Below are 22293 nucleotides of genomic sequence, written 5' to 3'. Positions count from 1 at the left end.
CCAACATCATGCGACAATTGACCAGTGGCACGTGGCGACGGAAAACTTTCTCATGATCTTCTCCCCGACGAAAAAGGACCTCAGGACGCTTGTGGCGTCTTCGGGGTCTGGGCGCCGGGCGAAGAAGTAGCAAAACTCACCTATTACGGGCTGTATGCGTTGCAGCACCGCGGACAAGAATCGGCTGGTATTGCTACCAGTGACGGCAAGCGCATCAATGTCTACAAGGACATGGGCCTCGTGTCCCAGGTCTTCGACGAGACAACCCTGAACACCCTCACCGGGCACCTTGCCGTCGGCCACTGCCGCTACTCCACCACCGGAGCAAGCCACTGGGCAAACGCGCAGCCTACCCTGGGCGCAACCGCCACCGGCACCGTTGCCCTCGCGCACAACGGCAACCTGACCAACACCGCTGAGCTCCGGGAAATGATCCTTGAACTCAACGGCGGTCAGCTGACCGGCGAAATGAAGCAGGGCAACACCTCGGACACCGCCCTGGTCACCGCCCTCCTCGAAGGCGAAGAGGGCAAGACCCTCGAACAGACCGCGCTTGAACTGCTTCCCAAGATCCGGGGCGGCTTCTGCTTCGTGTTCATGGACGAAGGCACCCTCTACGCCGCCCGCGACACCTTCGGCATCCGGCCCTTGTGCCTTGGCCGCCTCGAGCGCGGTTGGGTTGTCGCCTCGGAGCAGTCCGCCCTGGCAACCGTTGGCGCGAGTTTCATCCGCGAGATCGAGCCCGGCGAGTTCATCGCCATTGACGAGAACGGCGTCCGTTCCCAGCGTTTCGCGGAAGCGACGCCGGCCGGTTGCGTCTTCGAGTACGTCTACCTCGCGCGCCCGGACGCGTCGATTGCCGGACGCTCAGTGTACGAGTCCCGAGTGGAGATGGGCCGCCAACTGGCCCGCGAAAACACCCAGGTAGCGGACATCGTCATCCCGGTCCCCGAGTCCGGAACTCCGGCCGCAGTGGGCTACGCCGAGGAATCCGGCATCCCGTTCGCGCATGGCTTCGTCAAGAACTCCTATGTGGGCCGTACGTTCATCCAGCCCTCGCAGACCCTGCGCCAGCTTGGCATCCGGCTCAAGCTCAACGCCCTCGAATCCGTGATCCGCGGCAAGCGCGTGGTGGTAGTGGACGACTCGATTGTCCGCGGCAACACGCAGCGCGCGATCGTGCGGATGCTCCGCGAGGCCGGCGCCGCAGCCGTGCACATCAAGATCTCCTCCCCGCCCGTGCAGTGGCCCTGCTTCTACGGCATCGACTTCGCGTCCCGCGCTGAATTGATCGCCAACGGCGCCACCATCGAGGAAATCTCCCAGGCCATCGGAGCGGATTCGCTGGCCTACATTTCCGAAGACGGCATGATCGGCGCTACCCAGCAGCCGCGCGAACGCCTCTGCACCGCGTGCTTCACCGGCCAGTACCCCATCGCACTTCCGGGATCGGACAAACTGGGCAAGAACCTCCTGGAGCGCACCGACCTCGGCGGGCTGCCGACGTCGGGCATCTCCGCCGAAGCCGTAACCGCGGACTCGGACGACCCGGCCAACAAGCCCGGCGCCACGGGCTGCGATCCCGGACCCGACGCCGAGTTTGAGAACCTGCTGACCGACGCCGATAAGAAAGAGTCTGTATGACCTCCGCATCCTCCGCCGCTGAGAACACAACCGGCATCACCTACGCGTCCGCCGGCGTCGACGTCGAAGCGGGCGACCGCGCCGTCGAACTCATGAAGGACGCCGTCAAGGCGACCCACAACAGCTCGGTGCTTGGCGGCGTCGGCGGCTTCGCCGGCCTGTACGACGTCTCGAAGCTGCTCACCTACAAGAGGCCCCTGCTGGCCACGTCCACGGACGGCGTCGGCACCAAGGTCGCCATTGCCCAGGCCATGGATATCCACGACACCATCGGCTTTGACCTCGTCGGCATGGTGGTGGACGACATCGTTGTGGTCGGCGCCGAGCCGCTCTTCATGACGGACTACATCGCTTGCGGCAAGGTTGTCCCCGAGCGCATCGCGGACATCGTCCGCGGCATCGCGGCCGCTTGTTCCGTGGCAGGCACCGCCCTGGTGGGCGGGGAAACCGCTGAGCACCCGGGCCTGCTGGGTGAGCACGAGTACGACGTCGCGGGTGCAGCTACCGGTGTTGTCGAAGCCGACGCCCTGCTTGGCCCGGACCGTGTCCGCGCCGGCGACGTCGTGATCGGCATGGCGTCCTCGGGCCTGCACTCCAACGGCTACTCCTTGGTCCGCCGCGTGATCAACCACGCCGGCTGGGCCCTGGACCGCCAGGTCTCCGAACTCGGCCGCACCCTGGGCGAAGAACTGCTGGAGCCCACCCGCGTCTACGCCGCCGACTGCCTGGACCTCGCCCGCGCGTTCCCGGTCAGCGGCCTGGGCACTGCGCCCGGCGCCGTGCACGGCTTCAGCCATGTCACCGGCGGTGGCATCGCGGCCAACCTGGCCCGCGTCCTGCCGCAGGGCCTCGTGGCCACGGTTGACCGTGCCACGTGGGAACTGCCGGCCATCTTCAAGCTGGTCTCAGAGCTCGGCAACGTACCGCTGGCCGACCTTGAGCGCACGCTCAACCTCGGCGTCGGCATGGTGGCCATCGTGTCCCCCGAAATTGCCGACGCCGCCGTGGCCCGCCTCAACGAACGCGGCTTGCCGGCGTGGGTCATGGGTACCGTTGCTGCGGACTCGGACTCGATCATCAAGAGCGGCCCGGACTACGTCCAGGGCGCCAAGGGCGTCGACGGCGGCGCCGTTCGCCTTGTGAACACCTACGCCTAACGGTTCTTAACGCAAAAAGTGCCCACCCGACTGCCGATCCGGCGGTTGGGTGGGCACTCTGCTTTGAGGCCTAGTTGCTTTCGGCGGCCATGACGCTGAAGGCTGCTCCGGCGGGATCGCCGAGGACTGCCATGCGGCCGACGCCGGGGACATCGAAGGCCGGCGCGAAGACCTGGGCACCGAGTTCGACGGCCTTCGCCACGGATTCGTTCACGTCCGCAACATAGAAGTAGGTCATCCAGAACGGCGGCATACCTTCAACGGGCTGCTTCATGGCGCCGCCTACGGACTTCCCGTCCACCACGAACTGGGTGTATTCCTGCAGATCGCCGGCCGCGGCCGTCTCGCTGGAGCATCCCGTCACGGATTCGTAGAAGGCCACGGCCTTGGGGACGTCGTTTGTCTGCAGTTCATTCCAGACCACCGTGCCCGGTTCGTTGACCAACCCGGCGCCGTGGTGGTTTCCGGCCTCCCAGAAGCCGATCTGCGCACCCGTGGGATCGGCGGCGAAGAACATCCGCCCGCTCCCGTTGGGGACGCTGTCCGGCGGGAAGAGGACGTTGCCGCCCGCCGCCGTCACGCGCTCAGCGGCCTCATCGACCGAATCGACGGCGAGGTAATTGGCCCAGAAGGACGGTGCCCCTGCCGCAGCCATGTCCGGCATCTGCTGCATCATGCCCGCTACGTAGCGGTCCTGCAGCTTGGCCATGTAGTAGGTCATACCGTTGCCGGCATCCATCGAGTCCAATTCCCAGCCGAACAGATCACCGTAGAAGGCCTTGGAAGCCTCGATGTCCGACGACGACAGGTCCACCCAACACGGAGTTCCCTGCTTGTAGCTATCAACCTGCGGCATTGCTATCCCTTCGATGAGTAGCCGGCATGTGCCAGCGGATACCACGTTCAAAGTAGTACGGGGGTCCGACACTGACAACAGCCAGCGCCGGCCGGCCCGCGTTTACGGCGGAGTCGGAGCCCTTATGCGTGAACGGTCCGGCCCGTGAATGCGACCAAGCGCTCCAGGCTGGATGCAGTCTCTGCAACTTCCTGGGCCGGGGCGAAGCTGCCGCTCGCGCGGACCTGCTCGCTGATGGTGTTCTGCGCGAGGACCTCGACGTAATCGGTCAGCTCATCTGCCACCGAGACCTCGAGGCCCAGGGCCTTGGAGAAGTCCCACGCGTGGACCAGGAACTCGAGGTTGAGGATCGAGGCGACCATCGTGGCCGGCAGTTCAGCGAAGCCCATGTCGATGGTGCCTTCAAGGCCGCGGCGGTAGAAAGCTTCCAGCGCGGGCTGCGCAAGGTCGGCGATGCGCACTTCGGGCGACTTGCCGGCGTCGTCGGCTACATCGGCGCCCAGGGCCTTGGCGATGCCTGCAATCGATCCAGCGAGGTGGTCGAGCAACTGCGACACGTTGAAGTCGGCGCACGGAGTCTGTACTTGCGCGTCGGCTTCCGTGACGTGCGCCAGCACGCGCTGCACGATGGCAAGCGTGGCATCCGCGGAGGTGAGCTCGTTGAGATCGGCGGGGGCTGCGGCCCATTCGTCGGCACCGGCGTCGCCCGCGGAGGCCGCAGCGAGGAGGCGGTCGAGGTAGTGGTTCCAGCCCTCGGAGTGGCCTGCAAGGGCTTCCGGAGTTGGCAGACCCTCGTGCACCAGGCGCACCGTGGTCCCGCCGTCGGCCGGCTCAAGGGTGATGGCTACCGTCGAGACGTTGTCCGCCGGGGCTTCAGGCTGCTCCCAGGCCCAGGTGAAGACGACGCGCTTGCCTGGCTCGATTTCGGTGAACGTTCCGGCTGCGTGGTGGCCCGGGGTGATGGTCCAGCGGTACTCGCCGCCAACCTTCAGATCGACGCGCGCGGCAACGGTCTGCCAGCGGCGGAGGCGTGCGGGCTGCGTGATGAGTTCGAACGCCTGGTCGACGTTGAGGGGAAGAAGAACGGTCTTGTCGTAAATCATGGTGATTCCTCGGTTGTTTGAAGGCGGTCGGTGGTGAAGTTTTGTGCGTCAGCGAGGAGCATGTCCAGCTCGGCGGTCCAGAACTGCTCAAAAAGCATCCGGAGTTCTCTCATGCCGTCGTGATCCAAGCGGTAGAAGCGGTTGCGTCCCTCTTTGCGGGCCGCAACGAGGCCTACCTGCTCCAGCAACAACAAGTGCTGCGAGATGGCGGATCTGCTCACCGTGAATTCGCCAGCCAGCTCCGTCACGGTCCGCTCGCCCGCCGCAAGCAGGTGCAACAGACGCCGCCTATTCGGCTCCGCGGCAACTTCCAGTGGGTCGAGCATGATTAATACGTTAGTGGCCACTAACGTATTCTGTCAATCACTTCCGAGAGTGCACTACCAACCAACTACAGAACTGCGGACAAGAACGTCTTGGTCCGCTCATGCTGCGGGTTGCCGATGACCTCTTCGGCGGGACCTTCCTCAATGATCCGGCCGCCGTGCATGAACACCACGCGATCCGCCACGTCGCGGGCGAAGCCCATTTCGTGCGTCACCACAATCATGGTCATTCCCGTCCGGGCCAGGTCCTTCATCACCCTGAGGACTTCGCCCACCAGCTCCGGATCCAGCGCCGACGTCGGCTCGTCAAACAACATCAGCTTCGGCTGCATGCACAGCGCCCGGGCGATCGCCACGCGCTGCTGCTGCCCGCCGGAGAGGTGCCGCGGATAAGCATCCGCCTTCTCCAACAGGCCCACCTTCTCCAGCAAATCCAAGGCCCGACGGCGGACATCCGCCTTGCGCTGCTTGAGTACCCTGAGCGGGGCTTCCATCAGGTTCTCCAGCACGGTCATGTGCGGGAAGAGGTTGAAGTGCTGGAAGACCATGCCGATATCGGTGCGATCCGCGCAGATTTCGTTGTGGGACTGTTCGTGCAGCTTGTCCCCCTTGATCCGGTAGCCCACGGCCCTGTCCCCCACCCACAGCAGACCGCCGTCGATCTTCTCCAGGTGGTTCACGCACCGCAAAAACGTGCTTTTGCCGGAGCCCGAGGCGCCGATCAGGCAGACCACTTCGCCGCTTTGGACGTGGAGATCGATTCCCTTGAGGACCTCGTTGTCGCCGAAACTCTTGCGGACGCCGTCCGCGCGCACCAGCGAAAGCACCTCCGGCGCCTTCCGGCTTTCCTTCGTGTCGATGGTCATGGCTGACCGTCCTTTCCTGAGACTTGCTTTCCTGGGACTTGCTTTCCTAAGCCCTGCTTTCCTGGGACTTGCGCGGAGTGAACCCTGAAGAATTTCCGCAACCGCTCGGCGGCGGTCGGGGGAACGGAACGGGACGTTCCCCGTGCGAAACGCCGTTCCAGGTAACCTTGGCCCACCGTAAACACCGTGGTGACGATGATGTACCAAATGCTGGCCACCAAGAGCAGAGGAACAACCTGGAGATTCTTCGAGTAGATGATCTGGGCTGAGTACAGGAGCTCGGGGACGGCCAACACGCTGACCAGGGACGTCATTTTGAGCATGCCGATGAACTCGTTGCCCGTGGGCGGGATGATGACTCGCATGGCCTGCGGCAGGATCACCCTAGTGAGGGTCTGGATACGGGACATGCCCAGGGCACCCGCCGCCTCGCCTTGGCCTTGGTCGATGGACTGGATTCCTGCCCGGACGATCTCCGACATGTAGGCAGCCTCGTTGAGGCCCAGGCCGAGGATCGCTGCGGCGAGGGGTGTGATGATCTGGTTGGCGTCCAGGCTGACGCCCGGGATACCAAAGGTGATCTCCGGGTACAGCGCCGACAAATTGAACCAGAACAACAGCTGGACCAGGACCGGCGTGCCACGGAAGATCGTCACGTAGGCGCTTGCCGAGGCCTTCACCACGGGGTTTGCCGAAAGCTGCATGACCGCAAGCACCACGCCAAGCCCCACGCCGACAGCCATGCAGACAACCGTCAGGAACAGGGTGATGCCGATCCCGTTGACGATCGCGACGTCACGGAAGTAGAGGGCCACCTTGTCCCAGCCAAATCGGGGATTGCTCACCGCGGAAACAAGCAGCAAGATCACGACGGCGGCTACCGCGGTACCAGCCACCCATCGCCAAGGGTGCCTGGCTGAGACCACGGTGAACTGTCCGCGGTCCGTTGTTCCAATCTTGGGGACAGTGATCACGCTGCTCATTTCGCACCACTCGCGTCCACAGCATCAGCGCTGATGGTCACCGAGTCCGGGATTCCGTACTTCGCGTTGATCGCTTTGTACGTGTCGCCCGCGATCAGCGCCCTGACGGCCGCGACGATCGGCTTGGTGAGTGGCGAACCCTTGGGCATGGCGATGCCCACCGGCGTCGGTTCGAAGTCCTGGTTGCTGGCGAGCTCGAAGGCGCCACCGGAGAGTTTGCTTGCGTAGCTCATGCCAACAAGACCTGAGAGGACACTGTCCACGCGGCCGGAGAGGAGGGCCAGATTGGCTTCGTTCTGGGAGGGAAACAGCTGAATGTCGATCGGTGCCTTGCCGGCGTCGACGCACTGCTTTGAAAACGCCGGAAGGGTCTCGATTCCCTGTGTGGTTCCCTTCTCGCCACCCACCTTGGTGCCGCACAGCTTCATCGCGTCGAGGGCCAGTTTCTTGGGGTTGCCCGCCTTGACGGCAAGGCCTGAGCCGCTGCTTTGGTAGGAGGCGAAATCGGCGTTCATCTTACGCTCGGCTGTGACGTTGAAACCCGAGATGCCGACGTCGTACTTGTTCGAGCTCACGCCCGGGAGGATGGTGTCGAAGGTCGCGGGAACCATCTTGACTTCGAGCCCCAGCGTCTCGCCAACGGCTTTCGCAAAGTCTGCGTCCCAGCCGACAACGGTCTTGCTGTCAGCCGCGTAGAACTCATAAGGCGCGAAGGTGGGGTCGGTGCCAACCACCAGCGTCCCTTTGGCCTTGACGTCCGAAGGCAGGAGATTCGCGGCGGCCTGGTTGAAGGGCGCCGCTGGAATCGCCGCGTCTTTGCCGGGAATGGAGCTGGCCGAGACGTCCTTGCCGGCGTCGAGTGATGCAGTGGTGCAGCCGCTGAGCCCGAGGGCGGCGGCCAGCAGCAGGGCGCCTGTGGAGATGTATCTAGGACAGTTCATGATTGCCTTTCTCATAGCTTGTTCCGTGGTCAACGGCGATGTTGACCACGATGGTGCCGACATTGACGAGCGCGGGATGCCGAACGATTGCGACCACCCCGTCAATGGGTGCAAAGAAGTCTTTTGGAGGCCGCTCGAGTTCCTCCACTGAGTGAACCCGGGCCACGAGGTCTCCGGCCGTGACCTTCTGGCCAAGTTCGACCACCGGCTCGAGGATGCCTGCCATGGTGGAATGGACCGGGGACTGGGCCGTGAGTTCGACCCACTGGATCGGGGCTTCCGCGGCGGAGGAGGCCGCGTCGCCGCTCGCGGCGGCGTCCTTGAGCACGCCCCAGTGGCCAAGCAGCGAACGAAGTCCCTTCCGGGCCCTGTTGAGGATCGGCAGGGATACCGTTCCCCTGCCGCCAAGTTCGGTCGAGATCATCGGTACGCCCGCCTGATCGGCAGCGCCGCTGATGGAGCCCGCCTTCAGCATGGGCTTCACCACGACGGAATAAGGGGCGTTGAACGCGGCCACCGCCGCCGTCTTCTCAGCCCATAGCTCCGGCGTCGGCCCTTGGTAGACGAACGCTGAAGGAACATACTCCGAAGCGATTCCCCCGGAGTGGATGTCCATGACAAAGTCCGCCATGGGGATGAGTTCACCGGACACAATCGAGGCGATCTGCAGCGCTGGTCCGCCGTCGGCGCGGCCTGGGAGGGCCCGGTTCAGATTGACCCGGTCCACGCTGGAAACGCGTCTTCCCTCGCGGACAGCAGCGATGTTGAGGGCAGGCAGGATGATCAATCTCCCCGTCACCTCATCCGGGTTTACTGTGCGGATGAGCTCTTGGAGCAGGATCTGGCCTTCATATTCGTCACCATGCGTACCGGCGATCAGGAGGACCGTGGGGCCGTCTCCACCGCTCAGGACCGCGATGGGCGAGGGGATGACAGCGGCGTCATTCTCGTTGTCCGAGTGTTCGATCTCGAGGTAACCCAACTGCTTGCCGACAGCGGCAAAATCGATGCCGGGTATGCGTGGAATGTGCAGGGTCATAGGGCAACTTTCGTCGAGGTTGGTAGAATTGGATTCACTGTATACAGTGAATCCTGTGATGTAAAGCACGTAGGATTGAACAAGTTTTGACACCGAAAAGGGGATGAGGCAAATGGCCGTGCAAGCTGCCAAGGGGATGCGGCCGCTGAGCGAGCACGTCTACGACAGGATCAGCAATGAGATCGTCAACGGAGTGGTCGAGCCTGGCGCTCCCCTGGTCCAGGAACAACTGGCCGAAGAATACGGCGTTTCCCGGACACCTGTCCGGGACGCCCTGAACCGCTTGGTGCACGAAGGACTCGCCACTTTGGTCCCGGGCTCCGGATATTTTGCGACGACGCTGACCCGGTCAGCCGTCGAGGAAGTCTATGAGGTACGCAAGGCCCTCGAGATCATGGCCATCAGCCAGTGCGGGGCCAAGTACACAGCCCTCCAGCTTGCCCGGCTTGAGCTACTCATCGCCGAGGGCGCGGCAAGCGCTGACCCGGAGGAACTCTTTACCGCGACGCGAGCGTTCCATTTGGGCTTGGCGGCGCCGGCGCCCAACGGATTCCTGCTGAAAACGCTCGAATCCGTCTGGGACAACCCGGTTCAGCGGCTCATCAGCCGCTCGTATCCCTTGGACGACGCCAAGCTTGAGCGCGTGGCAGATGCCCACCGGAAGATCCTGGCTGCTGCCCGCGCCAACGACCTCGAAACACTGATCCCTTTGCTGGATCTGTGCCACGAGAAGGACTGACCGCACTCTCATCGATTGCTCCGTAACCGTCGTTTTCAAGCCTCAAAACGACAGTTACGGAGCAGTCGATCAGAAAAGGGCACGAAAAAAGCCCGTAGCGCACGCCAATCAAGGCGCGCCCTACGGGCTCTATCGTTTTGGGAGGCATCCGGGGATGCCAAACGACCTCGTGTACGACGGCGGTACGCAACTCGATGCCGAGAGGCACCTGATTGTTGCTACAGCTATCCGATACGGCGGGTGTCTACCTCGTCGTCATCGTCTTCCAAGTCCTGTGCGTACTTGTCCTCGTAAGCCGAGTAGTCCGGCTCCGGCGGATCATCCGCAAATCGGCTCGTCGCACGACTTGATGGCCCGGTCAGCTCGCGCTGAAGGGCCGAATAGTCAGTGTTCGGGGAGTAGTACTTAATGTCCCGAGCCTGCTTGGTAGCTTTTGCCTTTTGACGGCCGCGCCCCATGGCGTGACCCCCTTTTGTACTTGGACCGGAGGTGGTCACCTTGGCTATCGGTGAGGCCCCGGAATGTTTGGTCAATTTGTCGTATGTCTAGATTACATGCTTTCGGGACCTACTGCTTGCCATGACCTTCGCGAAAGCGGCGTCACAGTTCCACCTGGCAGCATCACCGTTCGTTGGCATGAAAAACTTGGGTAGAGTCGCCCTAATATCGGGCCGCACGCATGAAAGGCGCAAACTCAGACATGGGCCAGGACAACACCCACCCGGGCAACAACGGTACAGGCGACGAGGAGTCGCCGGTAGACCCTGGTTCCCCCCAGCGGAGCGCCTTGGACGCCATCACAAAGTATCGGCTCATCATCGGCGGCATTGTGCTGGGCGTGCTGATCCTCATAGGCGTGGTGATCTGGGTCCTCGTTGGAGTCCTGGCCAATCATCCGGCGGCCGTTTCCACCCCCGGACCGGCCACGTCCACCAGCCGCGGCCCCCTGCCGGCGGACGTCGAGGCAAAGGATTACCAGCTGGGCGATTGCTTCGCTGATTTCGACTCCAGTGCCACCACGTCCAAAGTGGTGGACTGCACCACCGGCCATTCGGCCCAGCTGGGTGCCATTTTCCGCTACAAGGCTGAGGACAGCTTCCCCGGCGCCAATGCCTTGCGTGACAAAGGCCGCGAAATCTGCCGTGACGTGATGCTCAACGAGGCCTCCACCAAGTACGCACTCCTGCAGCAGAACGCGTACCCGAGCGCCACCAGCTGGGACAACGGTGACCGCCGCGTGGACTGCTTCATCGTGGTCAACTCGGGAAACACGCTCAAGGAATCCGTGCTGCAGAAGTAGTCAGTCCTTCCGCCTCACCGTCAGGCCGCTACCCGCCGGAGCTCCGCCGTCGGGACCCGTCAAAGCCTCGAGCCCCTCGATGGTGAGTTCGTCGACGTCGGCCGCGGTGTCCACCAGGACCGTGTCGCCGTCCGCGATTTGTCCGGCGAGGATCTCCTTGGCCAAGCGGTCGCCGATCTCCCGCTGAACCAGCCGTCGCAAGGGACGGGCACCGTAGGCGGGATCGTAACCGGACATCGCGAGCCACGCCCGGGCGCCGTCGCTGACCTCAAGGGTGAGCCGGCGGTCGTGCAGCCGTTTGGTCAGCTCGTCCACGTGCAGCTCGACGATCCTCGCGAGTTCGTCCACGCTGAGGGCATCAAACAGGACAATTTCATCGAGCCTGTTGAGGAACTCCGGCTTGAAGGACGCGTTGACCACGGCCATGACCGCGTTTCGCTTCGCCGTGGGGTCCAGGGTCGGATCCACGAGGAACTGGCTACCGTGGTTCGACGTGAGCACCAGGATGGTGTTCCGGAAGTCCACGGTGCGGCCCTGCCCGTCGGTGAGGCGGCCGTCGTCGAGCACTTGCAGGAGGATGTCGAACACCTCCGGATGGGCTTTCTCCACCTCGTCGAGCAGGATCACGGAGTAGGGCCGACGGCGGACCGCTTCAGTGAGCTGGCCGCCCTCCTCGTAGCCCACGTATCCGGGAGGGGCACCGACCAGCCGGGCTACGGAGTGCTTCTCCCCGTACTCGGACATGTCGATGCGCACCATGGCGCGCTCGTCGTCGAACAGGAAGTCAGCAAGTGCCTTGGCGAGTTCGGTCTTACCGACGCCGGTGGGGCCCAGGAACAGGAACGAACCCGTGGGGCGGTTGGGGTCGCTGATGCCCGCACGTGCGCGGCGGACGGCGTCGGAGACGGCGGCCACCGCCTTGGACTGGCCGATCAGCCTCTTCCCGAGTTCCTCTTCCATGTGCAGCAGTTTCTGGGATTCGCCCTGCAGCATGCGGCCGGCGGGGATCCCGGTCCAGGCGGAAATGACCTCGGCTATATCGTCCGCCGTGACTTCGTCCGCGACCATCAGGGCGGGCTTCGCTTCACCTCGCGCTTCCCGGGCCGACTCTTCCTCGGCTGCCGCACTGAGCTCGCGCTCCAACGCGGGCAGTTCGCCATAGAGAATGCGCGAGGCAGCCTCAAGGTCGCCCTCGCGCTGGTACTTTTCGGCGGCCGACCGCAATTCGTCGATTTTCGCCTTGAGGTCGCCGACGCGGTTGAGGCCGGCCTTCTCGGATTCCCAACGGGCATTCAACGCCGCAAGGGCTTCCTTCTTGTCCGCCTTGTCCGCACGAAGCGCAGCGAGGCGTTCGATCGAGGCCGCATCAGTCTCGCGCTCGAGGGCCAATTCCTCCATGGTGAGGCGATCCACGGCACGGCGAAGCTGGTCGATTTCCTCGGGAGCGGAGTCAATTTCCATGCGCAGCCGGGACGCAGCCTCGTCCACGAGGTCGATCGCCTTGTCCGGCAACTGGCGGCCCGAGATGTAGCGGTTGGAGAGCGTGGCCGCGGCCACGAGGGCGGAGTCCGCGATCGCCACCTTGTGGTGGGCCTCGTAGCGTTCCTTGAGGCCGCGGAGGATGCCGATGGTGTCCTCCACGCTCGGCTCACCGACATAGACCTGCTGGAAGCGTCGTTCCAGGGCGGGGTCCTTCTCGACATTCTCGCGGTACTCGTCCAGCGTGGTGGCGCCGATGAGCCGCAGTTCGCCGCGGGCCAGCATCGGCTTGAGCATGTTCCCTGCGTCCATGGCGCTTTCACCGGTGGCACCGGCACCCACCACCGTGTGGATTTCGTCGATGAAGGTGACGATCTGCCCGTTGGAGTTCTTGATCTCCTCCAGCACGGCCTTGAGCCGTTCCTCGAATTCGCCGCGATATTTCGCGCCGGCCACCATGGACGCGAGGTCCAGCGCGATGAGGGTCTTGCCTCGCAGGCTTTCCGGCACGTCGCCGGCCACCATGCGCTGGGCGAGGCCCTCGACGACGGCCGTCTTGCCGACACCCGGTTCACCGATCAGCACGGGGTTGTTCTTGGTGCGGCGGCTCAGGACCTGGACCACCCGCCGGATTTCGCTGTCCCGCCCGATCACAGGATCCAGCTTGCCGGAGCGCGCGACGGCGGTGAGGTCCGTACCGTATTTCTCCAGCGCCTGGAAGGTGTTTTCCGGGTCCTGCGAGGTGACTTTCCGGTCGCCGCGGACACCCGGCAGGGCGGCGAGGAGCGCTTCGTGGGAGGCACCGGCGTCGCGCAGTAGCTTCCCTACGGCATCGCTCCCGGCAGAGAGACCCAAAAGGAGGTGCTCAGTGGACACGAAGGAATCACCGAGTTTCTCGGCCTCGTTCTGGGCAGCCTGGATCGCCTGCATGGAAGGGCGGGAAAGCTGCGCTTGCTGCACGGAACTGCCCGACGACGACGGCAGGGCCTTGATGGCCGAACTCGCCTGTACGCTCACGGCATCCGGGTCCGCTCCAGTGGCGCGCAAAAGCGCCACTGCGACGCCCTCGCGCTGGTCCATGAGCGCTTTGAGCAAGTGGGCCGGCTCCAGCTGCGGATTTCCGGCGGTGGAGGCGTTCATGGCCGCCGCGGAAAGAGCCTCCTGGCTCTTGGTGGTGAATTTGACGTCCATGGAAGAGCTCCTTTCGGGAAAATGACTATTTCTCAAAGTTGAGTCTACTATGCTCAACTTTGCCGAATCATCCCTCCTGCTCCATGTTTGCCGACGGCGAAACTGCTGTCCATAGCCTCCCCCGGCTATGTGCAAAAGCCCCTCGCTGTTTCCGGTCCGTAGTCCTAGGATCAGGTGTGACCGGGTGGAAAAACCCCTGGCGAGCATGAGAAAAAGGACACGCGATGAAGAAGTTCGTAGTTCTCTACAACGCACCGCAATCCGCGGAATCCGCCATGGCTGACAGCTCCCCCGAGGCAGCGGCCGAAGGCATGAAGCTGTGGATGGACTGGGCCGCGAAGGCCGGCGACGGGATTGCCGATCTTGGCACTCCCCTCGGTGGCGGCAAAGTGGTCGGGAACTCTGGTGTATCCGACGCGGAGACCGGCGTGGGCGGTTACAGTGTCCTGCAGGCCGAAGACATGGACGGGGCACTGAAGCTCCTCGAAGGCCACCCGCATTTCCTCATGGCTCCCGAAGCCTCGATCACCGTCTACGAAGCACTCGACATCCCGGGCATGTAAATCACCACCGGCGTCGACATCGTGGGTCCGGGCCGTGAGCTGCGTGCCGGAACGCAGCGCGCGGCCCGCACCCACGATCCCGACAAAGCCGTACGATATGCACATGGCACCCTTCACAGTCACTCGCAATGCGCTGATCCCCGCCGCGCCCTCCGACATCTTCCCCTTCGTCAACAACTTCCACGAGTGGACCAAGTGGTCTCCGTGGGAGGCCGTTGACCCCCAGCTGAGCCGCAGCTACTCGGGCAACGAATCCGGCGTCGGAGCAAAGTATGCCTGGAGCGGCAACAACAAGGCCGGCACCGGAACCATGGAGATCGTCGGCTCGGAGGAGCCCGGCAAGATCGACATCCGCCTCGAATTCACCAAGCCCATGAAGGCCGTCAACCCCACGGGATTCACGTTCGTGCCCGAAGGGGACGGCACCCGCGTCACCTGGACCATGACCGGCGAGAACAAGGGCCTCGGCAAGATCTTCGCCCTGTTCATGAACATGGAAAAGATGGTGGGCGGCGACTTCGAAAAGGGCCTGACCGCACTCTCGGCGGTAGCCACCCGGAAAAACTCCTAGTTCCCAGGCGCTGGCCATGGCTGTCTACGTTGATCCGCCGCTGTGGCCCGCGCACGGGACTGTGTTCTCGCATCTCGTCTCGGACACGTCGCTCGAGGAACTGCATGCCTTCGCCCAGGCCGCGGGGATTCCCGAGCGGGCCTTCGACGGCGACCATTACGACGTCCCGGAACGCCGCTACCGGGACCTCCTGTCCGCAGGTGCCATCCCCGTGGAGGCGCGCATTCTTGTGCGGAAACTGATCGCGAGTGGCTTGCGGATTCCTGCCCGCCAACGCAGCAAGGCGCTCACCGTGCCCTTGCTGGAGCGCTGGAATTCGACGCTTCCGGGGCATGAGGAGCTGGGTTTCGAGCTCCTCGAACGCTGGGGCGAGGAGCATCGGAAGTACCACAGCCGCACACATTTACTGGCGGTCCTGGAAGCCCTGGACCTCCTCAGCGAGCCCGCCCTTCCCCCGCACTCGGTGACTTTGGCCGCCTGGTTCCACGACGCCGTCTACGAGGGAATCGCCGGGCAGGACGAAGAGCAATCAGCCAGGCTGGCCGAGGACCGCCTGGCCATTGCGGGCCTTCCCGGGCCAGTGATCGACGACGTTGCCCGGCTCGTCAGGCTGACCTCCACCCACAGCCCCGAACCGGGAGACCACACCGGAGCCCTCCTGTGCGACGCCGATCTGTCCATCCTCGGCGCAGAACCCGCGGCCTACGCCCGCTACCTGGCAGCTGTCCGCGAGGACTACGCCCACGTCAGCGATGCCGACTTCGCCGCAGGCCGGACCGCCGTCGTCCGCCAACTGCTCGCCCTGGACCCGCTCTTCCACAGCGAACGCGCGAAAAGCCTGTGGCTTGATGCCGCCCGCCGCAACCTGGAGACCGAACTGTCATGACCATGGCGGGAACGGTGCACCGGCAGCTTCCATTCACCGTGAGGTTTGAGTGGGGTCTCGACGGCGCCCGTTCCATTGCGTCCGGGGCGGACCTCGCCGTCGTGGTTGACGTCCTTTCCTTCACCACCTGCGTCAGCGTCGCCGTCGATCGCGGCGCCGTGGTGTTCCCGTACCCGTGGAAGGACGCCGGGGCCGAAGATTTCGCCGCCCACCACGATGCCCAGCTGGCTGGTCCGCGAGGCGGCGGCGGACTGAGCCTCTCGCCGTCGAGCTTGCGGGACGCGCGGACGTTGAACCGCGTGGTGCTGCCTTCGCCCAACGGCTCTTCCATCGCATATGGGCTCGCCCGGGATATCCCGCTCGTCGCGGCCGTGTCACTTCGCAACGCAGCCGCCACCGTGGAGTGGGTGGCGGCCGAACTCTCCCCGGATGCAGTAGTGGCGGTGATCGCAGCCGGCGAGCTATGGCCCGGCGGTTCGCTCCGGCCCGCCGTCGAGGATCAGATCGGAGCCGGCGCCTTCATTGCCGGGCTTGCCGCCGCAGGGCGGGGCGGCTTCACGCCGGAAGACGGCAGGGAAGGTTTCGCGCCGGAGGCTGTTGCCGCGATGGCGGTGTTCAACTCCGCAGAACCGAAGCTCCACGACGCCCTGAGGGATTGCTCCAGCGGCCGGGAGTTGATCGGCGCAGGCTACGCGGACGACGTCGAGATCGCCGCCGAACTTGACGCCGGGACCGCCGTGGCCCTGTTGAGGAACGGCGCGTTCCAGCGGCCTTGAGCGCGCTTCTGAATGTTTCCATGAGGGGCTTGCACCTCCACTACTTAGCGGTACTATGTACCAGTAGCTAGTAACACTGAGTAGTGAGAGGAGGTGTCCGATGGGCAGGCAGATGACGGAGATGCTCAAAGGGACCCTCGAGGGCATCGTTCTCGCCCTCCTGACCGGGAATCCCGCGTACGGGTACGAAATCACGACGCTGCTCCGGGCGCAGGGCTTCACCGAGATCGCCGAGGGCACCGTGTACGCGCTGCTCGTCAGGATCGAGCAGAAGGGCCTTGTGGACGTCGAGAAGCGGCCGTCCGAGAAGGGACCGCCGCGCAAGGTGTATTCGCTCAACGAGCAGGGCGAGAAGGAACTGGACGAATTCTGGAACACATGGAGTTTCCTGTCCGAGCGACTGGAACAGCTCCGAAAGGGAGGAAAGTGAACATGGCCGCAGGGTGGATCGAGCAGCTCACGGGATCGCTCGAACAGAAGAAGCAATACCGGCAGAACAAGGCACGCGTGGAACAGCTTCCCGCGGACTATCGCGCAGCGGCGACCGCGCTGGAACGGTACCTGATGTACTTCGGGGCCATCACCAAGGGAGATGTCCTGCTGCGGATGCTCGGCGATCTCACCGATCTCTTCGAACAGAGCGCCGCGGACGGAACGCCGATCCGCGCGATCGTCGGCGACGACCCGGTGGAGTTCGCCGAAACGTTCATGCGCAACTACACGGTCGGTCAGTGGATCAACAAGGAGCGTGAACGCCTGGTCAAGGCCATCGACGCCGCCGCCGGAGACGATGGGAAGGAGGAATAATCATGACCAGTGCACCCATCGCCCGCGAACCCGCGATCCGCGTGCGTGGCATCGAAAAGTCCTACAAGGAACTGCACGTGCTCCGCGGGGTGGACTTCGACGTGGAACCGGGCACCATCTTCGCCCTTCTTGGCTCCAACGGAGCAGGAAAGACCACGATGGTGAAAATCCTGTCCACGCTCCTGAGCCCGGACGCCGGTTCTGCCAGCGTCAATGGACTCGACGTCGTGGCGCACGCGCAGCAGGTGCGGGAATCCATCAGCCTGACCGGACAATTCGCGGCAGTCGATGAAATCCTCTCCGGCCGGGAAAACTTGGTGCTGGTTGCCAGGTTGCGGCACCTGAAGGATCCCGGCCGGGCGGCGGATGATCTTCTGGCGCGCTTCAATCTCTCGGAGGCGGCATCCCGCAAAGTGTCCGCGTATTCGGGAGGCATGCGCCGTCGCCTTGATATCGCGATGAGCCTGATCGGGCAGCCCGAGGTGATCTTCCTCGATGAGCCGACCACTGGCCTCGACCCCGAGGCACGCATCGAGGTGTGGCAGGTAGTCCAGGAGCTCGCCAACCAGGGAACCACCGTGCTGCTCACCACGCAGTATCTCGACGAGGCCGAACAACTCGCGGACCGGATCGCCATCCTCCACCAGGGGCGCATCATCGCGAACGGCACTCTCGCCGAGCTCAAGCAACTACTTCCAGCAGCGAAGGTCGAGTACGTCGAAAAGCAGCCCACCTTGGAGGATATCTTCCTCGCACTGGTGGGGAACGAGGGCAAGGTCGCGTCAGGCAAGGAGCAGTCATGAGCACACATTTCTTCGGAGACACGGCCGTCTTGCTGGGCCACTCCATGCGTCACATCTTCCGCAGCGTGGACACCATTATCACCACCGCGATCACGCCGATTGCCCTCATGCTGCTGTTCGTCTACGTGTTCGGCGGCGCCATCAAAACGGGCACCGAGAACTACGTCAATTACCTTCTCCCGGGAATCATGCTGATCGCGATCGCATCTGGCATCGCGTACACCGCCGTTCGCTTGTTCACCGACATGAAAAGCGGCATTTTCGAGCGGTTCCACTCCATGCCGATTGCACGATCATCTGTATTGTGGGCACATGTGCTGACTTCCATGGTGGCCAATGGGATCTCCCTCGTGATCATCGTGCTGGTAGCCCTCCTGATGGGATTCCGCACGTCGGCAAGCCTGCTGTCCTGGCTCGCGATCATTGGAATCCTGGCACTGTTCACCCTTGCACTCACCTGGCTCGCCATCATCGCGGGCCTGACTGCGAAGTCCGTGGACGGCGCCGGCGGATTCTCCTACCCGCTCATCTTCCTGCCGTTCATCAGTTCGGCCTTCGTCCCCACAGCCACTATGCCGGGTCCCGTGCGTGCGTTCGCCGAGAACCAGCCGGTCACGTCGATCGTCAACACCATTCAGGATCTGTTCGAACAACGGCCGATCGGCAGCGACATTTGGGTCGCCCTCGCATGGTGCGTCGGCATCCTCGTTCTCGCGTACTTCTTCGCTGCGGCCGCCTACCGGCGCAGGATCAGCTAGGTCGCCGCGGGAAGCCGAAGCACCGTCTCGCACAATGGAGGTGTGACCTCCTACCTCCAGCGCAATGGTGCCGCACTCCCCCCAGCCCGTCCCGACGTCGAGCACGTCCTGGCGGTGCGCGGCGTGGGAGGCTACCGGCAGTACCGCATCCCGGCGCTGGCGGTGTCGACGGCGGGGACAGTGCTCGCAGCCTATGACGGCAGGCCAAACCTGGACGACCTCCCCAATCCGATCGACCTCCTGCTCCGGCGCAGCACGGACAATGGCCGCAGCTGGGAGGAACAGCTGGTGGTCCGCAGCGGTTCAGGGCTCAACGGCTACGGCGATCCGAGCCTGCTGGTGGACGCTGTGACCGGGCGGATTTTCATGTTCCACGCCGCGGGGACACATGCCGGTTTCTTCGAGGCGGTACGCGGCCTGGAGCCGGATGACAACGTTCAGCACTGCGATGTCAGCTTTTCCGACGACGACGGCGTCACGTGGCAGCACCGGCGGCTCACCGATCAGCTCAAATCGGGCCGCGGCGGTGCCGGCGACCGCGGCATCACGGGGATCTTCGCCGCGGCCGGGCAGGGAATCCAGATGCACACCGGTCCGTTCGCGGGCCGCCTGGTGCAACAATTCGTCGTCCTCGTGGACGGCGAAATCATGGCGGCTTCCGCGTACAGCGACGACCACGGCGAGAACTGGACGCTCGGATCGCTGATCGGAAAGGGTCCGGACGGGGTCGACCCCAACGAGACCAAGGTGGCCTGCCTCGACGACGGCCGCCTCCTGCTGCACTCGCGGGCCACTCCCCGGCGACTCGCGGCAATCTCCCATGACGGCGGTGAGACGTGGAGCCAGCTGGAACCGGTCGAGGACCTCCCGGACCCGAGCGACAACGGCTCGCTTGTCCGCTTCGACGGGTTGCCGGGCGTGGCGTCGCTCGCCATACCGGGCACCAACAGCTGGGTGCTCGCGAGCAACAACCAGGACACCTCCCTGCGCCGCAATACAGTCCTCAGCCTCTCCACCGACAACGGGGCCAGCTGGCCCGCCAAGCTGGTCCTGTGCGAGGGAAGCTCGGCATACTCGACGGCGGCGCGGCTCCCGGATGGCAACATCGGCGTCTTGTACGAGCGGCAGGGATACCGCGAGATCGTGTTCGTTTCCTTGCCGGTGGAGCAGCTGACGGAGCAGCTTTCGGGTGCGGCGGGTGCTTTTGCGGGCGCACCTGAAACCCGGCCCGACCCCCTCGAGTTTCACATGGAACTGCGCTCCATCACTCCCGGCCGACCCGCGGTGTGGCAGAACGCCGGCGAATTCCACGTCATCGCCGCGGACAACGACGGCGACTGGGACGTGCAGACCTGGAAGGAAATCGGCCAAGGGTACTCAGCAGAGCAGGCGCAGGTACTCGGCACCCGCGAAGCCCAGGACCTCAACTACGGGCCCATCATTCCGGGCTACAAAGCCGGGGACATCCTCGCCTTCACCGGACGCGCCCGCAACCTCGGCACCCAAGCGGCGTCCGGCGTCGTACTCCGGGGACCGCACGCGAACCCGGGGGACTTCCCGCCGGCCGATCTGGCGCCGGGTGCGGAAGCGCTGTATTTCACGCCGGTGTACACGGTCACCGCGGGGGATCTGGCGCGGGACTCGCTTGAGCTGATTTTCGCGGGGCGTACGACGGCGGCACGCAGGTGGTGGAGCGCAGCTTCACTTTCGATCTGCCCAACGGAGCCGTGACGGCCGGCTAGGCCGGTAGCGGTTCCGGTTAGAAGATCTGGCGGATGTTGGTCTTGGCGAGGTCGATGAGCTGGTCGCCGCGGCCGGAGAGGACCGTCCGGATCGCGTAGAGCGTGAAGCCCTTGACCTGTTCGGCACTGATCGCCGGCGGAATGGACAGTTCCTGCCGGGCCGTGCGGACGTCGATGAGGGCCGGACCGTCGTGCGCGAAGGCTTCAGCCAGTCCCGCCTTCAGACCGGAGGAGTCATCCACCCGGATTCCGCGGATTCCCAACGATTCCGCCAGTTTGGCGAAGTCCGGATTCTCGAGCTCCGTGCCGAAATTGACGAATCCCGCGGCCTTCATTTCGAGTTCGACGAAGTTCAGCGAGGAGTTGTTGAAGACCACTACTTTGACCGGGAGTTTGTTCTGCACCAAGGTGATCAGTTCGCCGAGAAGCATGGTCAAGCCGCCGTCGCCGGCCAGGGCAACCACTTGGCGTCCGGGATACGCGGCGGCCGCACCTATTCCGTGCGACAGCGCATTGGCCATGGTTCCGTGGTTGAACGAGCCGAGAAGCCGGCGTCGGCCATTCATGCTCAGGTACCGGGCCGCCCACACGGTGGGGGACCCGACGTCGCACGTGAAGACCGCATCCGTGTCCGCCAACTCATCCACGAGCCTGCCCACGAACTGCGGGTGGATGGGCTGGCCGTCCTTGGCCGGAGAGGCCAGGTCGTCGAGTTTGGCGCGCGACTTCGCGTAGTGCTTGAGCGAAGTACTCAGGTGTGTTCGCTTCGCCTTGCGCTCAATCAGCGGCAGGAGCGAGGCCGCGGTGTCCTTGACTGTGCCCACAAGGCCAAGATCGATCCGGGACCGCCGGCCGAGCTGTTCGCCCCTGATGTCTACCTGGATGATCTTGGCGTTCTCCGGATAGAACTGCTGGTACGGAAAATCGGTGCCCAGCATGAGCAAGGCTTCGCAGCTCTCCATCGCGCGATAGCCCGAACTGAACCCCAAAAGGCCGGTCATGCCGACGTCGAACGGGTTGTCGTACTCGATGTGCTCCTTGCCGCGCATCGCGTGGACAATCGGCGCCCCGAGTGCGTCGGCCAGAGCCATGACCTCGGCGTGCGCACCCGCAGTGCCGGCACCGGCCAGGATGGTGACTTTGCCGGCCGCGTTGAGAATGCCCGCTGCCTCGGCGAGCTCCCGGGGGTTGGGCCGGATCTCCGGCCTGGCGGCCCGGATCACGGCGGTCCGGTCGCTCTGCGCCTCCGCGAGGGCCACGTCGCCGGGAATCACGACGACGGCGACGCCCCGCTTCTCGACCGCAGTCCGCATGGCGATTTCCAAGACCCTGGGCATCTGGGAAGGATGGGCGACGTGCTCGACATAGACGCTGCACTCCCGGAACAACTCCTGGGGGTGCGTCTCCTGGAAGTACTGGCTGCCGATCTCTTCGCTCGGAATGTGGGCAGCGATGGCCAATACGGGAACCCTGGACTTGTTGGCATCGTAGAGGCCGTTGATCAGGTGCAGGTTGCCGGGGCCGCAGGATCCGGCGCACACCGCAAGTTCATCCGTGAGGCCCGCCTCGGCGGCGGCCGCCAACGCCGCGGCTTCCTCGTGCCGGACATGCACCCAACGGATGCTCTCCTCTTCCCGCAGCGCGTCCGTGAATCCGTTCAGGGAATCTCCGGGGATCCCGTAGACACGCTGGACGTTGTTGGCTTTGAGGGTGGCGACGATGTTCTTGGCAACAGTGTTCCTGGCGGCGGACATGGACTGTTC

The 22293-nt window shown here is 64.2% G+C and carries 23 protein-coding genes; 13 read left to right on the top strand and 10 right to left on the bottom strand.

Features of this window, described 5'->3' with window-relative positions:
- Positions 1–24 precede the first annotated feature (24 nt).
- Together purF and purM are read left to right on the top strand one after the other, a co-directional pair.
- Positions 25–1644, top strand: a complete 1620-nt coding sequence (gene purF / locus ACSBOX_RS02195; protein ID WP_241710136.1) for an amidophosphoribosyltransferase — start codon at positions 25–27, stop codon at positions 1642–1644.
- The gene (gene purM / locus ACSBOX_RS02190; protein ID WP_442544595.1) at positions 1641–2801 is read left to right on the top strand and encodes a phosphoribosylformylglycinamidine cyclo-ligase; all 1161 of its coding nucleotides are present in this window, start codon (positions 1641–1643) and stop codon (positions 2799–2801) included. Before purF ends, purM begins: the two co-directional genes overlap by 4 nt.
- 70 nt (positions 2802–2871) lie before the next feature.
- Here purM and ACSBOX_RS02185 read toward each other — a convergent pair whose 3' ends face one another.
- The 7 genes from ACSBOX_RS02185 to ACSBOX_RS02155 form a co-directional block, all read right to left on the bottom strand.
- Positions 2872–3657: a VOC family protein gene (locus ACSBOX_RS02185; RefSeq protein ID WP_264637005.1), complete on the bottom strand. Its 786-nt coding sequence runs from the start codon at positions 3655–3657 to the stop codon at positions 2872–2874.
- 122 nt (positions 3658–3779) lie between these two features.
- Entirely contained in the window at positions 3780–4760 is a 981-nt protein-coding gene (locus tag ACSBOX_RS02180; protein ID WP_442544594.1) for a TIGR03086 family metal-binding protein, read from the bottom strand.
- Positions 4757–5086 (bottom strand): ArsR/SmtB family transcription factor, encoded by a 330-nt coding sequence (locus ACSBOX_RS02175; RefSeq protein WP_442544593.1) that lies wholly within the window; start codon positions 5084–5086, stop codon positions 4757–4759. The genes ACSBOX_RS02180 and ACSBOX_RS02175 overlap by 4 nt, the downstream gene beginning before the upstream one ends.
- 65 nt (positions 5087–5151) lie before the next feature.
- Positions 5152–5952 carry an amino acid ABC transporter ATP-binding protein gene (locus tag ACSBOX_RS02170; protein ID WP_442544592.1) on the bottom strand — a complete coding sequence of 267 codons (801 nt, stop codon included), beginning with the start codon at positions 5950–5952 and terminating at the stop codon, positions 5152–5154.
- Positions 5949–6935, bottom strand: a complete 987-nt coding sequence (locus ACSBOX_RS02165) for an amino acid ABC transporter permease (protein WP_442544591.1) — start codon at positions 6933–6935, stop codon at positions 5949–5951. Before ACSBOX_RS02165 ends, ACSBOX_RS02170 begins: the two co-directional genes overlap by 4 nt.
- Positions 6932–7876, bottom strand: coding sequence for an ABC transporter substrate-binding protein (locus tag ACSBOX_RS02160; protein WP_442544590.1), 945 nt, complete (start codon positions 7874–7876; stop codon positions 6932–6934). Before ACSBOX_RS02160 ends, ACSBOX_RS02165 begins: the two co-directional genes overlap by 4 nt.
- Complete coding sequence (locus tag ACSBOX_RS02155) at positions 7863–8915, bottom strand: succinylglutamate desuccinylase (RefSeq protein WP_442544589.1); 1053 nt, start codon at positions 8913–8915, stop codon at positions 7863–7865. Before ACSBOX_RS02155 ends, ACSBOX_RS02160 begins: the two co-directional genes overlap by 14 nt.
- A 112-nt stretch (positions 8916–9027) precedes the next feature.
- On the opposite strand from ACSBOX_RS02155, the gene ACSBOX_RS02150 reads away from it, so the two are divergent.
- Positions 9028–9654, top strand: coding sequence for a GntR family transcriptional regulator (locus ACSBOX_RS02150; protein WP_442544588.1), 627 nt, complete (start codon positions 9028–9030; stop codon positions 9652–9654).
- Between the two features lie 224 nt (positions 9655–9878).
- Here the strand turns inward: ACSBOX_RS02150 and ACSBOX_RS02145 are convergent, their stop codons facing one another.
- The gene (locus ACSBOX_RS02145; RefSeq protein WP_028265518.1) at positions 9879–10112 is read right to left on the bottom strand and encodes a DUF3073 domain-containing protein; all 234 of its coding nucleotides are present in this window, start codon (positions 10110–10112) and stop codon (positions 9879–9881) included.
- Between the two features lie 221 nt (positions 10113–10333).
- Here ACSBOX_RS02145 and ACSBOX_RS02140 point away from each other — a divergent pair, with 221 nt between their 5' ends.
- Positions 10334–10954, top strand: coding sequence for a septum formation family protein (locus ACSBOX_RS02140; protein ID WP_442544587.1), 621 nt, complete (start codon positions 10334–10336; stop codon positions 10952–10954).
- Here ACSBOX_RS02140 and clpB read toward each other — a convergent pair whose 3' ends face one another.
- A complete protein-coding gene (gene clpB, locus ACSBOX_RS02135) occupies positions 10955–13624 on the bottom strand; it encodes an ATP-dependent chaperone ClpB (RefSeq protein WP_442544586.1) in 2670 nt (889 codons plus the stop codon). It abuts the gene before it with no gap.
- A 224-nt stretch (positions 13625–13848) separates the two neighbouring features.
- Between clpB and ACSBOX_RS02130 the strand changes: the two genes are divergently transcribed.
- The 9 genes from ACSBOX_RS02130 (at position 13849) to ACSBOX_RS02090 (ending at position 20519) form a co-directional block, all read left to right on the top strand.
- Positions 13849–14187, top strand: coding sequence for a hypothetical protein (locus ACSBOX_RS02130; RefSeq protein ID WP_442544585.1), 339 nt, complete (start codon positions 13849–13851; stop codon positions 14185–14187).
- Between the two features lie 103 nt (positions 14188–14290).
- Positions 14291–14758 carry an SRPBCC family protein gene (locus ACSBOX_RS02125; protein WP_442544584.1) on the top strand — a complete coding sequence of 156 codons (468 nt, stop codon included), beginning with the start codon at positions 14291–14293 and terminating at the stop codon, positions 14756–14758.
- A 16-nt stretch (positions 14759–14774) separates the two neighbouring features.
- Positions 14775–15644, top strand: coding sequence for a DUF4031 domain-containing protein (locus ACSBOX_RS02120; protein WP_442544583.1), 870 nt, complete (start codon positions 14775–14777; stop codon positions 15642–15644).
- Positions 15641–16420 carry a 2-phosphosulfolactate phosphatase gene (locus ACSBOX_RS02115; RefSeq protein ID WP_442544582.1) on the top strand — a complete coding sequence of 260 codons (780 nt, stop codon included), beginning with the start codon at positions 15641–15643 and terminating at the stop codon, positions 16418–16420. The genes ACSBOX_RS02120 and ACSBOX_RS02115 overlap by 4 nt, the downstream gene beginning before the upstream one ends.
- Before the next feature lie 100 nt (positions 16421–16520).
- A complete protein-coding gene (locus ACSBOX_RS02110) occupies positions 16521–16850 on the top strand; it encodes a PadR family transcriptional regulator (protein ID WP_442544581.1) in 330 nt (109 codons plus the stop codon).
- 2 nt (positions 16851–16852) lie between these two features.
- Positions 16853–17227, top strand: coding sequence for a DUF1048 domain-containing protein (locus tag ACSBOX_RS02105; protein WP_442545942.1), 375 nt, complete (start codon positions 16853–16855; stop codon positions 17225–17227).
- A gap of 2 nt (positions 17228–17229) precedes the next feature.
- A complete protein-coding gene (locus tag ACSBOX_RS02100) occupies positions 17230–18030 on the top strand; it encodes an ABC transporter ATP-binding protein (protein WP_442544580.1) in 801 nt (266 codons plus the stop codon).
- The gene (locus ACSBOX_RS02095) at positions 18027–18788 is read left to right on the top strand and encodes an ABC transporter permease (RefSeq protein WP_442544579.1); all 762 of its coding nucleotides are present in this window, start codon (positions 18027–18029) and stop codon (positions 18786–18788) included. Before ACSBOX_RS02100 ends, ACSBOX_RS02095 begins: the two co-directional genes overlap by 4 nt.
- 42 nt (positions 18789–18830) lie before the next feature.
- Complete coding sequence (locus ACSBOX_RS02090) at positions 18831–20519, top strand: sialidase family protein (protein WP_442544578.1); 1689 nt, start codon at positions 18831–18833, stop codon at positions 20517–20519.
- Between the two features lie 28 nt (positions 20520–20547).
- On the opposite strand, the gene poxB is transcribed toward ACSBOX_RS02090, so the two are convergent.
- The gene (gene poxB, locus ACSBOX_RS02085) at positions 20548–22284 is read right to left on the bottom strand and encodes a ubiquinone-dependent pyruvate dehydrogenase (RefSeq protein WP_442544577.1); all 1737 of its coding nucleotides are present in this window, start codon (positions 22282–22284) and stop codon (positions 20548–20550) included.
- Positions 22285–22293: the final 9 nt, after the last annotated feature.

It is taken from the genome of Arthrobacter sp. KN11-1C, from assembly GCF_052180225.1.
Classification (GTDB): Bacteria; Actinomycetota; Actinomycetes; order Actinomycetales; family Micrococcaceae; genus Arthrobacter.
This window is presented reverse-complemented; position numbering and strand designations above follow the sequence as displayed.

What these genes read in the sequence shown, in the direction of transcription:
- purM (WP_442544595.1), top strand. Translation starts at nt 1,641, where the DNA reads ATGACCTCCGCATCCTCCGCCGCTGAGAACACAACCGGCATCACCTAC.
- ACSBOX_RS02185 (WP_264637005.1), bottom strand. Translation starts at nt 3,657, where the DNA reads ATGCCGCAGGTTGATAGCTACAAGCAGGGAACTCCGTGTTGGGTGGAC.
- ACSBOX_RS02180 (WP_442544594.1), bottom strand. Translation starts at nt 4,760, where the DNA reads ATGATTTACGACAAGACCGTTCTTCTTCCCCTCAACGTCGACCAGGCG.
- ACSBOX_RS02175 (WP_442544593.1), bottom strand. Translation starts at nt 5,086, where the DNA reads ATGCTCGACCCACTGGAAGTTGCCGCGGAGCCGAATAGGCGGCGTCTG.
- ACSBOX_RS02170 (WP_442544592.1), bottom strand. Translation starts at nt 5,952, where the DNA reads ATGACCATCGACACGAAGGAAAGCCGGAAGGCGCCGGAGGTGCTTTCG.
- ACSBOX_RS02165 (WP_442544591.1), bottom strand. Translation starts at nt 6,935, where the DNA reads ATGAGCAGCGTGATCACTGTCCCCAAGATTGGAACAACGGACCGCGGA.
- ACSBOX_RS02160 (WP_442544590.1), bottom strand. Translation starts at nt 7,876, where the DNA reads ATGAACTGTCCTAGATACATCTCCACAGGCGCCCTGCTGCTGGCCGCC.
- ACSBOX_RS02155 (WP_442544589.1), bottom strand. Translation starts at nt 8,915, where the DNA reads ATGACCCTGCACATTCCACGCATACCCGGCATCGATTTTGCCGCTGTC.
- ACSBOX_RS02150 (WP_442544588.1), top strand. Translation starts at nt 9,028, where the DNA reads ATGGCCGTGCAAGCTGCCAAGGGGATGCGGCCGCTGAGCGAGCACGTC.
- ACSBOX_RS02145 (WP_028265518.1), bottom strand. Translation starts at nt 10,112, where the DNA reads ATGGGGCGCGGCCGTCAAAAGGCAAAAGCTACCAAGCAGGCTCGGGAC.
- ACSBOX_RS02140 (WP_442544587.1), top strand. Translation starts at nt 10,334, where the DNA reads ATGAAAGGCGCAAACTCAGACATGGGCCAGGACAACACCCACCCGGGC.
- clpB (WP_442544586.1), bottom strand. Translation starts at nt 13,624, where the DNA reads ATGGACGTCAAATTCACCACCAAGAGCCAGGAGGCTCTTTCCGCGGCG.
- ACSBOX_RS02130 (WP_442544585.1), top strand. Translation starts at nt 13,849, where the DNA reads ATGAAGAAGTTCGTAGTTCTCTACAACGCACCGCAATCCGCGGAATCC.
- ACSBOX_RS02125 (WP_442544584.1), top strand. Translation starts at nt 14,291, where the DNA reads ATGGCACCCTTCACAGTCACTCGCAATGCGCTGATCCCCGCCGCGCCC.
- ACSBOX_RS02120 (WP_442544583.1), top strand. Translation starts at nt 14,775, where the DNA reads ATGGCTGTCTACGTTGATCCGCCGCTGTGGCCCGCGCACGGGACTGTG.
- ACSBOX_RS02115 (WP_442544582.1), top strand. Translation starts at nt 15,641, where the DNA reads ATGACCATGGCGGGAACGGTGCACCGGCAGCTTCCATTCACCGTGAGG.
- ACSBOX_RS02110 (WP_442544581.1), top strand. Translation starts at nt 16,521, where the DNA reads ATGGGCAGGCAGATGACGGAGATGCTCAAAGGGACCCTCGAGGGCATC.
- ACSBOX_RS02105 (WP_442545942.1), top strand. Translation starts at nt 16,853, where the DNA reads ATGGCCGCAGGGTGGATCGAGCAGCTCACGGGATCGCTCGAACAGAAG.
- ACSBOX_RS02100 (WP_442544580.1), top strand. Translation starts at nt 17,230, where the DNA reads ATGACCAGTGCACCCATCGCCCGCGAACCCGCGATCCGCGTGCGTGGC.
- ACSBOX_RS02095 (WP_442544579.1), top strand. Translation starts at nt 18,027, where the DNA reads ATGAGCACACATTTCTTCGGAGACACGGCCGTCTTGCTGGGCCACTCC.
- poxB (WP_442544577.1), bottom strand. Translation starts at nt 22,284, where the DNA reads ATGTCCGCCGCCAGGAACACTGTTGCCAAGAACATCGTCGCCACCCTC.